The following is a 17,036-nucleotide window of genomic DNA, read 5'->3' on the forward strand; positions in this document are numbered from 1 at the left end:
ATATAAGAACAATTATTAAAAGATAATTAAGAATTTCAGACATTGTTAAAATTTCCTTTTATAAAAAAGAACGTTTGCCAGTAAAAAAAAATTCCTATATTTAATTTTAATAAATAAACCAACGGATTATGACCATTAAAAGATTATTTGACATCCCGCAGCATGCTTTGGAGAATTTCCCTAAAGCAGATATGTTTGTTACAAAATATAACGGTGAATGGAAAAAAACATCCACGCAGGAATTTATTAATCAGGCCAACAAAATCTCACGTGGACTTCTGAAACTCGGCATAAAACCTGGTGACAAAATCGCTTTGATCACCACCAATTCACGCACAGAATGGGCAATAATGGATCTTGGGCTTTCACAAATCGGGGTAATTTCCGTTCCTGTTTATCCAAGCATTTCTCCGGAGGATTATGAATTTATCTTTACCAATGCAGAGATAAAATACTGTTTTCTTTCTGATAAAGCGCTGCTTGATAAGGTGATGAAAGTGAAGCACAATATCCCAAGCTTACAGGGAGTTTTTACCTTCGACGAGATTTCCGGCGCTGCCAACTGGAAAGAAATTATGGATTTGGGTGAAGACGATTCTACACAAATGGAAGTGGAAGATCTTGCAAAAGCTATTAATTCTGAGGATGTAGCCACCATTATCTACACCTCCGGAACCACGGGAAAACCAAAGGGAGTTATTCTGTCACACGAAAATATTGTATCCAATGTTTTGGGTTCGCTCCCCAGAATTCCAAGAAAGAAAAGTTTGGATTATAAAGATACGAGGGTTTTAAGCTTCCTTCCAATCTGTCATATTTTTGAAAGAATGCTGTTTTATCTTTTCCAGTACAATGGTTTTTCAATTCATTTCGCTGAAAGCATTGAAAAAATGGGCGAAAACGTGAAAGAAGTGAAGCCTCATTACATGAGCGTTGTACCGCGTCTGGTAGAGAAAGTTTATGATAAAATTTATGCTACGGGATCGTCTGCGGGTGGTTTTAAGCAGAAAATATTTTTTTGGGCGCTGGAACTTATTCAGAAAAAGAAAACAGTTTCAAAGCCATCTGGTTTAAAAGAAATTATTGCTGATAAACTGGTTTTCAAAAAATGGAGAGAAGGTTTGGGCGGTGAAATTATCACTTTGGTTTCCGGTTCTGCAGCTCTGTCTTCCCGCTTAAATTTAATGTTTCAGAATGCGGGAATTCCTATTCTTGAAGGGTATGGTTTAACGGAAACTTCGCCTGTAATTTCGGTAAATTCTTTCGGCAGGATGAAAGTGGGAACTGTGGGACATCCTCTGGATAATTTAAAAGTTAAAATTCAGGAAGACGGCGAGATTACGGTAAAAGGTCCATCGGTTTTTAAAGGATATTTTAATAATGAACAGCAGACGAAAGAGACTTTTACAGATGATGGCTATTTCAAAACCGGAGACATAGGCCACATTGACAGTGAAGGCTACCTGCAGATTACAGACCGTAAAAAGGAAATGTTTAAAACTTCAGGAGGAAAATATATCGCACCTCAAACGATTGAAAATTTAGCCAAAGCTTCAAAATTCATCGAACAGATTATGGTAGTGGGTGATGGTGAAAAAATGCCTACCGCTTTGGTACAGCCAGATTTTGAATTTGCTAAAAACTGGGCGGGAAGAAACAATCTGAACATTGGAAGCACGCCAAAAGAAATTGCGGCCAGCAAAGAGCTTAAAGAGAGAATTAAAAAAGAAATGGATGATATCAATGAGCATCTGGGAAGCTGGGAACAGATTAAAAAAATTGAACTGACACCCGAAATCTGGAGCATTGAAGCCGGACTTTTAACACCTACTTTAAAGCTGAAAAGAAAGGCGATTAAAGAGAAATTTATAGATTTGTACAATAAGATGTATGATCATCAAAACTAGATTATGAGCCGCTGAAAAGCGGTTTTATTATGAGTTGAAGCTGATATTATAAAAGTAGTTGTATAAGTAACCGTGTAACTACCCCGTCAAAAAACCGAAGATTTTTCGCCAACATTTTATTTGACAGAGATTTTTTTAACACCTACATAAATCAACTAAAAAAACGACTCCAAAAATTTGAAGCCGTTATCTATTTTATAAAAAATCTGAATTAAAACTTAATCACAGATTTCATTCTTTCAGTTTCTTCGTTTACCAACTCATCGTCAACAAGAATTTTACCTGAGTGCTCATCGATGATGATTTTCTTTCTCTGAGCGATTTCCATCTGCTTTTGAGGCGGAATGGTAAAGAACGATCCTTTGGGAGCACCTCTTTCCAAGCCTACTACAGCAAGACCGTTTGCAGAATTGTTTCTGATTCTGTTGTAAGAAGCCAGCAATCTGTCGTCGATTTTAGAAGCATACTCCTTAGATTGCTCAATCAGATAATCTTCTTCTTTCTGCGTTTCTGCCACCAAATCTTCAAGCTCTTCTTTCTTAAATTTCAGGTGATTTTTAAGATCTTCGATTTTAGCATTCAGCTCGTCTAAAGTTTCGTTTTTATGGCCTATTTTAGCACCATATTCTTTAATTCTTTTCTCAGAAAGCTGAATTTCAAGTTCCTGATATTCGATTTCTTTTCCTAAAGCTTCAAATTCTTTGTTATTTCTTACATTATCCTGCTGAGATTTGTATTTTTCAATTAAAGATTTTGCGTGGTTGATCACCTCATTTTTGGTATTGATCTGATCGTTTTGCTCTTTAATTTCTGCATGAAATTTATCAGCTCTCTTCTCAAGGCCTTCGATTTCGATATCAAGATCTTCCACTTCGATTGGCAATTCTCCTCTTGTATTTCGGATTTCATCCAATCTGGAATCAATGATCTGTAGATCGTATAAAGCTCTCAATTTTTCTTCAACTGAAATTTCTACTGTTTTTGCCATATCTAAATGAAATAATTTACGGGGTTTGTTTTTTCGCTAGATTTCAAGACTGCAAATGTACTAAAATTTTGCGATAAAATTTCAAATAATTGTTCACTCACAAATTGCTCAGACTCATAATGCCCGATGTCACAAAGCAGGATCTTTGATTCTGCGGAAAAATAATCGTGGTATTTTAAATCTCCGGTAAGGTAAGCGTCGCATTTTTGAGACAAAGCAGATTTTATTCCGCTGGCTCCGGAACCGCCCAAAACCCCTACTCTTTTAATTTTTTTACCGATAAAATCAGAATGTTTAATAATTTCTAAATTAAATTTATCCTTCACGAATTTCAAAAATTCCGATTCAACCATTTCCGTTTCAAATTCACCGTACATTCCCAATCCTGAATAATGGTTTTCATTATCTAAACTGATAATCTGATGCGCAACTTCTTCGTAAGGATGAGCATTTTTCATCGCTGAAACGATTTTGTTTTGTTTAAAACTCTCAAAAATCACGGAAATCATAACCTCATCTGCATTTTCACGGATATTTTGTTGTCCTGAAAATGGTGTTGACCCTTCAATCGGTCTGAAAGTTCCAAAACCTTCAGTTGTAAAACTGCACTCGTCATAAAAACCGATACTTCCGGCCTGAGCGGCAAACAAAGCTTCTTTCAGATTTTCAGAGTGATCTTTTGGAATGTAGACATTCAGCTGCTTTAAATTATTTTTTTTAGGCTGAAGAATTTTTAGATTTTTTAAACCTAAATGTTTACAGATTCCGGCATTGACTCCGAAAAAATCGTTATCCCACGCTGTATGAATTGCGTAGATGGCAATTTTATTTTCGATGGCCTTCAAAACCGCTCTTTCCACATAATTTTTACCTGTCAGCGATTTTAAACCTGAAAATATAATGGGATGAAAGCAAATGATCAAATTACAGTTTTTTGCCAGAGCTTCCTCCACCACATTCTCCAAAGCATCGTGGCAGACGAGGATTCCGCTCACATTGCGTTCAGGAAGACCGCACAGCAGGCCAACGTTGTCAAAATCTTCAGCCTGAGAAATCTGTATTCTTTTTTCAATTTTCGAGATTACATCTTGTATTGTCATTTTATTCTGTAAGTTTGACTACGAAAATAACGAATATTTATAACTTTGTAAAAAACATGACAATGGAAAAAGAGCACAATCTCGTTCCCGGAGATTCACTTTGGAAGAGATTTCTGTTTCGCATCATTAACCGTGCAGATACGAGGCTCGGAAAACTTTTTGACATCATTCTTCTTGCTCTTATTCTGGGGAGTACTTTTATTATCATGATGGAAAGTGTTCCAAAACTTGATAAAAAGTTTCACACTACATTTATTATTGCTGAATGGATCATTTCAATTTTTTTTACAATTGAATATATTCTTCGCATTGCAGTGATAAAAAATAAAAAGTGCTACATCTTCAGTTTCTTCGGGATCATTGATTTTCTTTCATTAGTACCATTCTTTCTAAGCTTTTTCTTCCCCGTGACAAAATATTTTCTGATTTTCAGAATGCTGAGAATGCTGCGTGTTTTCAGAGTTTTTAATCTTCTGGATTTTATGAATGACGGTACTGTGATTGTGAGGGCTTTAAGAAACAGCTCAAGAAAGATTTATATTTTCCTTTTGTTTCTGATTATATTTTCGGTAATTGTTGGATCAATGATGTTTATGGTGGAAGGTGGAAGACCTGGTTTTGAAACCATCCCTCAGGCCATTTACTGGGCGGTTGTTACCGTTACTACGGTTGGTTATGGCGATGTTTCCCCAATTACGCCGATGGGAAAATTCTTCGCTGTAATCCTGATGCTTGCAGGTTATTCTATCATTGCAGTACCAACAGGAATTGTAACTGCCGAGATGCGAAACAAAAGACAAAACCTCGAACTCATCTGTGACCGGTGCGGAAATGAGGATATTGACGATGACGCCCGATACTGCAAACAGTGTGGCAAGAAATTAGCATAGAATTAATTATTAAATAAACTATCAATAATTAATTCACAAGATCATGGAACCAAAACAAAAAAACAAACCCAATGCACTGGTAATAAGCCTTGTAGGACTTGTTGCTTTAATGATTATTCTTTACTTCATCTTCGTGATGTTTTTCCCAACCATTTTTGACGGGATGAACACTGGGGAACTACAACCAGTAAAACCTGAATAGCATCAAAATTAATAGAGATACATAAAAATAGGTGATCCTCAAAGGTCACCTTTTTTTTTATGATTTTTTTTTAAACATAATTATTTTTTTTCTTCACAGCTCATCTTTAATGAAATCTTTGAGTCTGTTTAAATTTCATCAAAATCAATTTCCCAGATCCTTCCTTTTACAGACTCACGATGAATGGGAGTTCATTGTGAAGGTACTTTTAAGTCTTAATAATGGATTTTTACTTTCAGGTGAGGTATATTTAGTAAAATTTCACCAACTGCAGTTATTTCAGAATCTGAAAATTAATGACCGTAAATTCTGTTATAAAAAAGGCCGACAAATTATCTTGCCGGCCTTGGTATTTAAAGTAAATCTACTAAATGTTATCTTTTAATTGTCTTAACTGTCTGCTTAGAACCGTCATTCATTTGAAGTGTCACCAAATACATTCCTGCATTTAATTCACTTAGATAGAGAGTGGATTCTGCTTTTGGCAATGTTTTCACAATTTTTCCAGACATATCTGTAATTATTATAGATTTTACATTTTTAATATCAGAAATGGTTAACATGTCGGTAAAAGGATTAGGATACACCTGAACATTATTTTTATTAACACTTGTTTCTGATGTAGCCAATATTGCATTTGAGATATTAATATCGTCTACATACAGGTAATATTGATCCGCAGCTGAATAGGCATTAAACCCAAAATAATAGCTGCCACTCACAGTTGGAGTAAAGTTTACTGATGCGTTATTAAGAGTTGCATTCGCCACATTTGGATCGTCAAAAAGCAAATTGGTCATTGCTGCCTGTGATGGGGAAGTTCCATAAGAAACTTTTAGTTTTTCGATATATGTGGTAGAATTGTTACCGTATTTAAAGGTTATAGTATAAGGTACACCTGCAACTAAATTAAGCCCTTGAGTAAAGAACCATGTATTTGCCGGACTGCTGGAATTGTAAGAATACTTTAATACATTCCCGGTGTAACCTGTAGCATCAAAAGGATTGGAAGCAGTTACCCAAACATTTCCAGTTCCTGAATTGGACGCATATCCACATGAAGGAAGTGAAGGTACATTTGCGTTTTCAAAATCTAATGTATACGGCACGGAGGTCGGTAAGCAAGAAGTAGTAAAACTCGCAGAGACTGTCCATGGGCTGCTGTCTGTTGTTGTACAAACCGCTCTTACCCATGCGTAATACGTTGTAGCGGGAGACAATCCTGTAATTTGTCCTGTAGTCGTAGAGAAAATTGCAGAATTTGAAGCATTTAAAACGGTTGAGGATGTAGGTGCAGTAGAAGAAGTACTGTAATACACCTGATAACCACTGGCTGGCGCTGTAGCAGGCGCTGTCCATGATAAAGTTCCTGTATTTGTAGAGAACGCTGTAACTACAGGTAATGACGGCTCCAGACAAGAAGGAATATTTTCAACAGAGATATCATCTAAGTACACAGATGTGTAAGTATCAGCTAATCCGTGCTTAAATGCTAAAAATGTATTTGAGCCTACAGGAATATTTACGGTGTATAGTTCCTGATTGGCAGTTAAAACTATAGTTGTTATTAGAGTGAAAGTAGCACCAGACATATTACCTGTAACGGTTCCAATATCTAACGTGTAACCCGCAGATCCTCCTGCTGCGTAAAATTTAACTCTTCTTGTTCCGTCAGACAAGCCTGTTGTTTGAGGGGAAACCAACATGATATCACCTGTCATATCATCACTGTTGTACAGGTAGTATGAGTGTGGTGCAGACTGATAGTTGTAATCATTAACGTAGCCATAACCATTACTTCCTGCTGTTTCTACATAACTCCAGCACTGTGGTGCATTAGCATAAGAATAAGATCCTACTGGTGTGCTGTCAAAATTTTCTGTATACGGAATTGGGAATGCAACACAAAGGGTTTGAAAACTTGCCATTACAGACCAGAGGCTTACATCTGTAGCAGTACATTTTGATCTCACCCAAACATAATACACTGTAGCTGGTGTAAGAGAAGGCACAGATGCTGAATTTGCTGTACCGGCAACGCTTCCCGTAGGCACTGTTGCAGCAGTAGGTGCTGTAGAAGATGTTGAAATGTAATATTCGTAAGCTACACCTACTGTACTTGGAGATGCTGTCCAAGAAACTAATGCAGAATTAGCGGTAATAGTTCCTACCGATGGATTGTTGGGAGCCAGACAGCTCGGAGCTGCATTCACATGCAGAGTATAGTCATGAGCTTCGCCATATCCATCCGTATTGCAGGGTATTGGCTGGCTGGAATACCTGTTGCCCACCCTCATCCTGTAGTTTCCTACCGCTGTAGAGGCAGGCACCTGAATTGTTCCATTCGTTTCATTACCTCCTCCCACTGTCAAACTGCTCGCAGCAGATAAAAGTTCCGGAGCTGCGTCTGTAAAAGTTCCGTCATTATTAAAATCTACCCAGATCCTTACATTTTGATTCGAATATCCGTGAGTTACAGCGTAAGAATAAGTTACTCCTGCACTCAGGTTGATGGTTTGTGATGTAAAATCTCCGTATGCATTTGATGAGCATCCTGTACCTTGATGCGAGAAACCTGCATTGGGAATATCAAAATTATCAATACTATCACCATACGTACAACCTGAAGCAAACGCGGGTGTGCAGTATGTTTGAGAAAAAGCACTAAAACCTGTCAATAAGAGGCAAGTGAGTAAAAAATTTTTCATATATACTTTTATTTAATGCATACAAAATTAGATATAATTTATTATAATTTAATAAAATATTTAAAATATTAATACCAATTTGTAATAAATATTAATAACAATTTAACATATAAATGATATGTATAAACAATATAAAATCTTATCAAAATGAAATATCCGCAATATCAAAATTCTTTTAATTGAATACTACGACTTCTATAAATCGCATCCAATCTCACAAGCTCACCAATCATTAGTGACAGAGTGGGCAAAGAAAAAGCCACCTCTCTGCAGAGGTGGCCTAATACATAATTTATGCTATTAAAAATTATTTTTTAATTGCTTTGATGGTTTGTCTTGTACCATCATTCATATTTAAGATAACCAAATACATTCCAGCATTCAGATCACTCAAATGAAGAGTAGATTCTGGTTTTGAAACCGTTCTTACCACTTTACCAGAGATATCTGAAATCATAATAGATTTTACATTTTTGATATCAGAGATAGTTAAAACATCTGTGAAAGGGTTTGGATAAACTTTGATAGTATCACTACTTGAGGCAACCTCATTTGTAGATAAGTTTGGACATCCTGTAGAATCAACCGTTGCAGTTACTTGCTGCACGTTAGATTCGCACTTGTTTCCAAATACAAAATTATATACCCCCATGTAGTAAGCGGAATCAAACCCATTTCCTGTGATATTTGCATGTGCAGAAGTGTAAGGATATGCTGCACCTGATGTATTTCTTGTTAAACCAGATGAAGGTAGAACAGACGAATATATATTATAATTCCCAACGGGTAAACTTACATTTATATTAAGAACTTGCGGTGTAGCTCCACCACTTACAGATGTAGTGTAAGGAATTGTAGCTAATAAAGTACCAGATGTAGAAGATCCTGTGTAAATTTTAAACTCTCCATTTTGACCAGAAGTTATGGGATAAATCGTAACAGACATCAATCTTGTAGAAATTAATGTGGTAAAATTAACATTCCAACCAATTGTCCAAGAACCTTGCGTCCCACCTTGTGCCGCAGGCGAAACTGGTCCCACATTAACAGAATTCCCTGTAGACGCAGACGCCCAATAGTTTGTAGTGGAAGACAACGCTGGAGTGGTAAATGATGTTCCTGTTGCTATTGGAGTACCTCCAGTAGAGAGATCATACCAATTGATTGTTGCACCGGTATCTGCTGTTGCAGAAAGAACCGCTGCTGTATTTGGACACACTGTAGCCCCTGTCGTTGTAAGTATAGCTGGTGGTTGACATAAAGTACTAAAGGATACCACCGACGTCCATGAGCTTCTATCTACTCCATTACAAACCGAACGCACCCATACATAATAACTGGTAGAGGGTTGGAGACCACTGATTGAAGCCGTTGTAGCCACTGAAGTAACTGAGTTTGAAGCATTCAAAGCCGTACTAAATATCGGTGCAGTACTTGATGTACTGTAATAAACTTCATATCCATTCGATGGAGCTGTTGTAGGCGCAGTCCATGTTGCAGTTGCACCTGATGATGTAATACCCGAGGCGGTAATCGCCGGAGCCGTTGGTACAAAACAAGTAACCACAGTAGTAAAGTTTCTTTCTGAACAACCTAAAGATGTACTCGTTGCGTTATATCCGCTGATGGTATAAAAGTATTTCACACCGTTGTTAAGAGAAAACGGAAGCGTATACGTAGTCACATTACCAAGATCAAATGCATTTAAAACATCAGTTCCTCCGGTTGTCGTACCTATCGTAAGTTTATATCCGGTCGCGTTTGCATTCGAAGCCCATGTAAAAGTTGGTGTGACAGAAACTCCCGTTGCAGAAGATGCCGGTACACTTACAGTAGGACAAGAAGTAACTGTTGTAAAATTTCTTTCTGTACAAGCTGCAGTGGTGACAGTTGCATCATATCCGTTTACAGTATAAAAATACTTAGTTCCAAGCGCTAATGCTGACGGGAGCGTATATGTAGTGACATTACCCACATCAAAAGCATTCAGAATATTAGAACCACCTGTTGTTGTTCCAATAGTAAGTTTATACCCTATAACACCTGATACCGCGGCCCATGTAAACGCAGGGGTAATTGAAACTCCAGTTGCTGCTGATGCAGGTGCACTCACCGTAGGGCAACCTGCCGTGGTAAAGTTTCTCTCGGTACAGCTTAATGAAGAGTTATAAGAATTGTATGCAGTAATAGTGTAAAAATACTTAGTTCCAATTGTCAACGCTGTAGGTAATGTATATGTAGTTACATTTCCCAAATCGAAAGCATTCAGAATATTTGTGCTGCCAGTTGTTGTACCTATGGAAATCTTATACCCGGTAGCATCTGTTACAGCTCCCCATGTAAAGGTTGGTGTAGTAGAAACCCCTGTTGCTGCTGATGTAGGTGCGGTTACTGACGGACAATTTATGTTTTTAGTCGTAAATAAAAATTCTGTACATCCATTAGCAGTACCATTCGCATTTGTTGGGTAAACTGTAAGATAATACAATTTACCATACATTAGCGGAGTTGCAGCTGGTATTGTATAACTCACTACGTTACCTGCATCAAAGCCATTAAGCACATCCGTACCTCCTGGAGTTGTTCCAATGTTTATTTTATAAGAAGAAGCTCCTACAGATGCAGCCCAGGTAATTGCAGGTGTAATAGACACTCCAGTTGCATTATTGAGCGGCGCAGTGATTGTAGTACATGCTGGCGGCGTTGTCGTAACATTAATATTTAGATTATCAACAAAAATATCATCCGAACCGTAATCTGCTGTAGCAGATAATCTAATTATTGCATTTGTTGCATTAGAGTTTATGACATAAGATGGTTTTGTCCATGCAGAATTTGTTGTTAATGATCCAACAGCAGAAAATGTTATTCCGCCATCAGTAGAGTATAAAACATCTAATTTATCAGTTCCCGATACATTTCTGTAGTCAAAAGAAAGCACCCTTACACCCGCTCCTCCTGACGATAGATTGACGTAAAGATCCATATTGCCCACCATGCCTGCATTGGCATAATATGAGTGAAATCTTGCTGTTGGTGCAATTGCAGGCGCAGCAATAACAGTGGTGGTGCCTTCAGTATTTTCATACCATCCGGAAGTCCCTGTATACCCTAAATTAGCAGTTGAAAGATCGCTTTGTCTCCAGCTACCATTTCCTCTTGAAGGCCAGGATCTCCAGTAGGTTGTATTGGGAAGATCTCCTGTGGAGTTACCATTTACCCAAGTTGAAAAATCTTCAGTGAAAGGCAATGTTGCGTATGCGGTAGGTGCACCAAGCCATGTTCCTGGCGTGTAAGTAAAGGTAAGACCATTTGCAGGAACAGTTGTACCATTGGTAGTACCTAAGGTACAAGTTGAACCATTGGCAGTACCAGCTGTTGTGGCTGACCAGTCTGTACCCAACCTATTGTTCACATCACCTCGACCATCTGTTCCACGTAGACCAACCTCTGCAGTAGTCGTCGCCGTACCGGAAACACAATTTCCATAAACTATATTAACGGTACCATTCGCAGTATCTAATTGGATCTGAAAATTCAACAACTGCGATGCTGAGCCACTGGTATTTTTGAGATCGGTAAATTGGATTATAAAACGACCACCTACAGTTTCATAGGCAATCTCTGACGTTGTAGTATTTGCATTAACCAAGTTATTTGCAAAGCCTGCAATGGCACCTTCAGCAAGATTTGGTACTGCAGAGTTGGAAGACAAACCAGCGTAAGTACTTGCTGTAGGAGCACTCCCAAAAGTAATAAACCCGTTATTACTGATGTAGAGTACACTGTATGATTTACCATTATACGTAAAAGGAGATGGTAAATTTATTGCACCTGAAACACCATTTGTTCCAAGTGCCGCACCAGATTGCCAAACCGTTTTGCCAGAAGTGAGTGGTACATAAGTTGCGATTGACTGTAAAAATCCGTAGCCATTATTGGTATTAGGACTTGTTGACTGCGGCGGCCCAACCTGCGCAAAAATTCCTGCACTTAAGGCCAGCATCGAAGCTAGTAATAATTTTTTCATACTTAACTAATTTAAAAACAAGCCGTAAATGTATATTTTTTTTCTTAATTATTCTTAAAATAATTAAATTTTAATTGATTTAATATAATATCCACAATTTGATTCTAAATTTCCAAACAATCATTTAATTTAATTATTAAACTCATTTCCTGTAAATCACGTCAATACACCCATCAAAAACGATATTCGACAAAATAAAATCATTTATACACAATACGTATTCAAAACTTATAATCGTAGAAAGACCAAATTATAGACCTTTAAAAACAAAAAAAGTGGCCAAAAAAGCCATTTTTTATCAAAAATTACTCCTGATTAATTGAGATAAAACTCGTATTTATTCATCAACTGGATATTTTTTATTAAATCTCCGTTTAAATTAACCTGATGTTTGGCAGACTGAACTTCTATATGCTGAACATTCAAATCATCATCCATATCTTTAATGAAAAACTTAAGCTTTTGGTTTCCCGGATTTCTTTCGAGAATATTCCTGAAAAAACTTAAATCTTCCGGACGGAAATCCATCACATCCATCACCAGCGAGATGCTTTTAGCAAATTTTTCGAAAGCCTCCTGAAGTTCGATTACATCTACAACATTGACGAAAACACGCCCGTCTTTCACCTGAGCAAATTTTATTTTTAGAATAACAAAACGCTGAACTTCAAGCCTCTCTTTTAATTTCATATAATCACGGTCACCCAATCTGAAAGAATAAGAGCCTGAATAATCTTCCAAAGTTAAAAAAGCCACCTTTTCACCACTTCTGAAACCGTCTTTCACTACATATTCTGTAATTAAACCAGCAACGGTGTACTCCTTTCCGCCACCACCATTTTCACGTTCTTTCTGTAAAGTTTTCCAGTCTTTTTTCTTTTCTTCAAAGAGTTCTTCCTGTTTGTTGGCAAAAGCTATTTCTTTATAAGCATCGACTTCATCCAAATTTAAAAACCCAAAAACTCCTTTCGGTTCTGCTTTTTTAATGACTTCTTCAATAATTTCCTCTTCTTCACCAGCTACGATATCATCAGAAACAATCTCAATAAGATCTGCGACCTCATCCACAGAATCTTTTTCTAAAATCGGGACTAAATCTGTAACCACTTTTGCTTCTTCATCTTTTTCAAGAACCGCTTTTTTAGAGAGACTTCCCTGCATAAACTGATACTGAAATTTAAACTCATCAAGCGGGTGTGCAGAAAGATAGAAGCCGATGGTCTCTTTTTCTTTATTTAGCTTATGCATGTTTGGCCACTCCGGGCAAGGTGCCAGTTTCGGCTGCTCAATCTGAACTTCCTCTGCAAAATCTGCAAAAAGAGAATTTTCCATCTCGTTTTTACTTTCCTGAAAGCTCTGTCCGTAACGGATTAAACGCTCCAAATTAGTCCGCCCTGCCATATCGATATCAAAATACTGACCTCTGTGATAAGAATCCAGTTCGTCAAAAGCTCCTGCAACAACCAGACTTTCCGCTACCCTCTTGTTCATTTGAGATGGTAGAATCCTTTCAAAGAAATCATAGATATTTTTAAATCTTCCGTTGGCTCTTTCTTTTGTAATTCCTTCACTCGGACCTTCCCCAATTCCTTTGATTGCACCCAAACCAAAACGGATCTGCCCTCTTTCGTTTACCGAAAATTTATATTGAGATTCGTTCACATCAGGTCCCAAAACATCAACGCCCATACTTTTACAGTCTTCCATAAACATGGTAATCGATTCGGTATTGTTAATGTTGTTACTCATTACACTCGCCATATATTCTGCGGGATAATTTGCTTTTAGATAAGCAGTCTGATACGCAATTAAAGCATAACATGTAGAGTGAGATTTATTAAATGCATACTCCGCAAAGGCTTTCCAGTCGTTCCAGATTTTTTCTAATCTTTCCTCATTAAGGTTATTTTTTCTTCCGCCTTCAATGAATTTAGGGTACATTTTATTCAGAACTTCAATCTGCTTTTTACCCATCGCTTTTCTCAAAGTATCGGCTTCACCTTTTGTAAAATTGGCTAATTTTTGAGACAGAAGCATTACCTGCTCTTGGTAAACCGTGATTCCGTAGGTTTCCTCAAGATATTCCTTTGTTTCCTCGAGATCGTAAACTACTTCTTCTATACCGTGTTTTCTGTTGATAAAACTTGGGATATATTTTATCGGGCCCGGTCTGTACAGCGCGTTCATCGCAATTAAATCGGCAAAAACCGTTGGCTTCAGCTCACGCATGTATTTCTGCATTCCCGGACTTTCATATTGAAAAATCCCTACCGTTCTGCCTTCTTTAAATAACTGATAAGTTTTTGCATCATCCAGAGGGATCGTATCAGGGTCAATATCAATACCGTGTCTTGCTTTAACTATTTTCAAAGCATCTTTAATGATCGTTAAAGTTCGGAGACCCAAAAAGTCCATCTTCAGGAGTCCAGCACTTTCCGCCACGGAGTTATCAAATTGAGAAACCAGAATATCCGCATCTTTTGCAGCAATCGTCACCGGAATAATATTACTCACATCTTCAGGTGTAATTATCACTCCACAGGCGTGAATTCCGGTGTTTCTGATACATCCTTCCATTTTCTTCGCACTCGAAAGAACATCATGACGGGCATCATCGGGCGTGTTCAGAACATATTTCATTTCATCAACAAGCTGCTGCTCTTCAGGCTTAAGCTTATCATATTTTGACAGAGCTTTTGCAATATTCATCCCCGGACTCGGAGGAATTAATTTTGTAATGTTAATCGTATCAGGAATGGGTAAATCTAAAACCCTTCCGGCATCTTTAATCGCCGACTTCCCACCCAAAACAGAGTACGTGATAATCTGGGCAACCTGATTTTTACCGTATTTTTCAACAACCCATTTTATAATTTTATCACGGCCTTCATCGTCAAAATCGATATCAATATCGGGCATAGAAACCCTTTCAGGATTAAGGAATCTCTCAAACAACAGATCGTACTTTATAGGATCCACATTGGTAATTCCAGTACAGTACGCAACTGCAGAACCCGCTGCAGAACCACGACCGGGGCCAACCCAAACGCCCATTTTCCGGGCTTCGTTGCAGAAATCCTGCACGATGAGAAAGTAACCGGGATAACCTGTATTTGCAACAACTTCCAGCTCAAAATCCAGACGCTCTTTAATTTCGGGAGTAATTCCGGTATCAGCGTATCTTTTTCTAGCTCCTTCGTATGTAAGATGAGTTAAGTATGCCATTTCACCACGCTTTCCGCCGTCAATTTCATCTTCTGCATGAATAAATTCAGCGGGAATATCAAATTTTGGCAGTAAAACATCCCGTTTCAGAGTGTAAGGTTTAAATTTTGCCGTAAATTCTTCGTACGCATCGAAGGCGTCAGGATAATTCAGAAAAGCCTCCTTGATTTCATGAGCATTTTTGATGTAATATTCTCCCGTAGCCAAACCTCTTCTCTTCCCAAAACCTTTACCTACAGGCGTTGTCAGCTTTTCACCGTCTTTAATACAGCTTACAATATCCTGAATATTAGCATCATCTTTGCCTGTATAAAATGTCTGATTCTGCGCTAATATTTTCACATTATATTTGTCTGCAAAATGAAGTAAAACATCATTCAAATGCTCTTCTTCAGGCAGTTTATGATTTTGAATCTGAACATAAAAATCATCCTCAAAAGTCTCTTTCCACCATCTAAAAAGCTCCTCTCCTTTCTGCTCACCGGTATTCAAAATCGCATCGGGAATATCACCGTGAATTCCTGAAGTTAAAGCAATTAAGCCTTCTTTATATTCAGCAATCACCTCACGGCTGATTCTGGGAACTCCAAAATAGAAACCTTTCAGGAAACCAATGCTTGAAAGTTTTGCTAAATTTTTATATCCGTTAAAATCTTTCGCCAACAGAACAACCTGAGTTCTTCTGTCGGGATCGTCTTTTGTAAACTGTTTCTGTTCGTACCGGTCTGAAATATAAAATTCACAGCCTACAACAGGAATTAATGGTTCAGAAACTGGCTCTTCTTCGTTAAATTCTGTACCGTTTTCTTCTGCTTCCTGCTTTTTAGCAAGATAATCTTTATGTTTTTTTGCCCGGTCACCGTTTGCTCCTTCCACGGCAGATACAAATTTAAAAGCACCCATCATATTTCCCAAATCTACCATTCCAACGGCTGGGAAATTTTCGTCTGTTGCTTTTTTAATTAAATCATTAATGCTGGAAGTCGCCGTTAAAGTTGAGAAAACACTTTTGTTATCGAAATTGAAATATTTTCCTAAATCAATATCATCAATACTCCCTACATCAGACTGCTTTTTCTTGTTATTGAAGTCTGCAACCTGCCTTCTGATAACAATATTAAAAGGCTTTATCGGGTCCGGATGAAGCGTTTTGAAATACGCCAGCTGATCTTCCGAAGTTTTTAAAATTTCAGCAGGAATAATCCCGATACGCATCATTTCAAAAAATACCTGAGCGGTTGCATTAACGTCGGCTGCTGCATTGTGTGCTTCATCAAACTTATGTCCGTAAAGTTTTTCGTATAACTCTTCAAGTTTCGGAGACTTGTATTTTCCGCCTCTTCCACCCGCAAGCTGACAGTAATCTGTTCCCAAAACCATCGTGTCTGCTTTTGGTTTTGCCTGAAGATGATCCTCTATATTTTTTCTGTAAAATTCTGCTCCAACGATGTTGTAATCAAACTCCACATTGTGCCCGGAAACAACTCTTACTTTTTCTAAAACTTTTGCAAATTCATTTAAAATTTCTTTCAGGTCCCGACCTTCTTCATTGGCAATCTTTGTAGTAATCCCGTGAATTCTGGCTGCATTAAAGGGAATATCATACCCTTCCGGTTTAATAATATAATCCTGATTTTCCTGTAAAGTTCCGTCATCATCGTGCAGCTGCCACGCAATCTGCACCATTCTCGGCCAATTGTCTGAGTCTGAAAGCGGTGCGTTAAAATTCTTTGGTAAACCCGTGGTTTCTGTGTCAAAAACTAAATACATGTAACTTATTTCGAGTTTTTAGATTAAAAAAGAATGTAAAGTTAGGCTATTTTTTTATGTTTTGAAATCAGTTTTCTCTTAAATTTAGACCAAAACCAAACAACATTTTGGAGGATTAAAATTTGTGCAGAAATCATCAATTCAACCTTATCAATTTAAAAATCAATACCATAACTTCCCAGGCTAACAATTGTTCGGATTTCTAATTTTATGTAT

At 37.6% G+C, this 17,036-nt stretch carries 8 protein-coding genes; 3 read left to right on the forward strand and 5 right to left on the reverse strand.

Annotated elements, in window-relative coordinates; all coding sequences use genetic code 11:
- Window positions 1–128 precede the first annotated feature (128 nt).
- Window positions 129–1,907 carry an AMP-dependent synthetase/ligase gene (locus tag ASG31_RS12640; RefSeq protein ID WP_056033084.1) on the forward strand — a complete coding sequence of 593 codons (1,779 nt, stop codon included), beginning with the start codon at window positions 129–131 and terminating at the stop codon, window positions 1,905–1,907.
- A gap of 211 nt (window positions 1,908–2,118) precedes the next feature.
- Here the strand turns inward: ASG31_RS12640 and ASG31_RS12645 are convergent, their stop codons facing one another.
- Together ASG31_RS12645 and ASG31_RS12650 are read right to left on the reverse strand one after the other, a co-directional pair.
- Complete coding sequence (locus ASG31_RS12645; protein ID WP_056033087.1) at window positions 2,119–2,895, reverse strand: zinc ribbon domain-containing protein; 777 nt, start codon at window positions 2,893–2,895, stop codon at window positions 2,119–2,121.
- 2 nt (window positions 2,896–2,897) lie between these two features.
- The gene (locus tag ASG31_RS12650; RefSeq protein WP_056033090.1) at window positions 2,898–3,995 is read right to left on the reverse strand and encodes a Nif3-like dinuclear metal center hexameric protein; all 1,098 of its coding nucleotides are present in this window, start codon (window positions 3,993–3,995) and stop codon (window positions 2,898–2,900) included.
- Window positions 3,996–4,057: 62 nt separating this feature from the next.
- On the opposite strand from ASG31_RS12650, the gene ASG31_RS12655 reads away from it, so the two are divergent.
- Window positions 4,058–4,885 (forward strand): ion transporter, encoded by an 828-nt coding sequence (locus ASG31_RS12655; RefSeq protein ID WP_056033093.1) that lies wholly within the window; start codon window positions 4,058–4,060, stop codon window positions 4,883–4,885.
- Window positions 4,886–4,928: 43 nt separating this feature from the next.
- The gene (locus ASG31_RS18585) at window positions 4,929–5,087 is read left to right on the forward strand and encodes a hypothetical protein (RefSeq protein WP_157844469.1); all 159 of its coding nucleotides are present in this window, start codon (window positions 4,929–4,931) and stop codon (window positions 5,085–5,087) included.
- A gap of 374 nt (window positions 5,088–5,461) precedes the next feature.
- Here the strand turns inward: ASG31_RS18585 and ASG31_RS12665 are convergent, their stop codons facing one another.
- The 3 genes from ASG31_RS12665 to dnaE form a co-directional block, all read right to left on the reverse strand.
- Window positions 5,462–7,795, reverse strand: a complete 2,334-nt coding sequence (locus ASG31_RS12665) for a GEVED domain-containing protein (protein WP_056033099.1) — start codon at window positions 7,793–7,795, stop codon at window positions 5,462–5,464.
- 307 nt (window positions 7,796–8,102) lie between these two features.
- Window positions 8,103–11,825, reverse strand: a complete 3,723-nt coding sequence (locus ASG31_RS12670) for a fibronectin type III domain-containing protein (RefSeq protein WP_056033102.1) — start codon at window positions 11,823–11,825, stop codon at window positions 8,103–8,105.
- Window positions 11,826–12,140: 315 nt separating this feature from the next.
- Entirely contained in the window at window positions 12,141–16,820 is a 4,680-nt protein-coding gene (gene dnaE, locus ASG31_RS12675) for a DNA polymerase III subunit alpha (RefSeq protein ID WP_056033105.1), read from the reverse strand.
- Window positions 16,821–17,036: the final 216 nt, after the last annotated feature.

This window comes from Chryseobacterium sp. Leaf404 (assembly GCF_001424145.1).
Classification (GTDB): domain Bacteria; phylum Bacteroidota; class Bacteroidia; order Flavobacteriales; family Weeksellaceae; genus Chryseobacterium.

What these genes read in the sequence shown, in the direction of transcription:
- ASG31_RS12640 (WP_056033084.1), top strand. Translation starts at nt 129, where the DNA reads ATGACCATTAAAAGATTATTTGACATCCCGCAGCATGCTTTGGAGAAT.
- ASG31_RS12645 (WP_056033087.1), bottom strand. Translation starts at nt 2,895, where the DNA reads ATGGCAAAAACAGTAGAAATTTCAGTTGAAGAAAAATTGAGAGCTTTA.
- ASG31_RS12650 (WP_056033090.1), bottom strand. Translation starts at nt 3,995, where the DNA reads ATGACAATACAAGATGTAATCTCGAAAATTGAAAAAAGAATACAGATT.
- ASG31_RS12655 (WP_056033093.1), top strand. Translation starts at nt 4,058, where the DNA reads ATGGAAAAAGAGCACAATCTCGTTCCCGGAGATTCACTTTGGAAGAGA.
- ASG31_RS18585 (WP_157844469.1), top strand. Translation starts at nt 4,929, where the DNA reads ATGGAACCAAAACAAAAAAACAAACCCAATGCACTGGTAATAAGCCTT.
- ASG31_RS12665 (WP_056033099.1), bottom strand. Translation starts at nt 7,795, where the DNA reads ATGAAAAATTTTTTACTCACTTGCCTCTTATTGACAGGTTTTAGTGCT.
- ASG31_RS12670 (WP_056033102.1), bottom strand. Translation starts at nt 11,825, where the DNA reads ATGAAAAAATTATTACTAGCTTCGATGCTGGCCTTAAGTGCAGGAATT.
- dnaE (WP_056033105.1), bottom strand. Translation starts at nt 16,820, where the DNA reads ATGTATTTAGTTTTTGACACAGAAACCACGGGTTTACCAAAGAATTTT.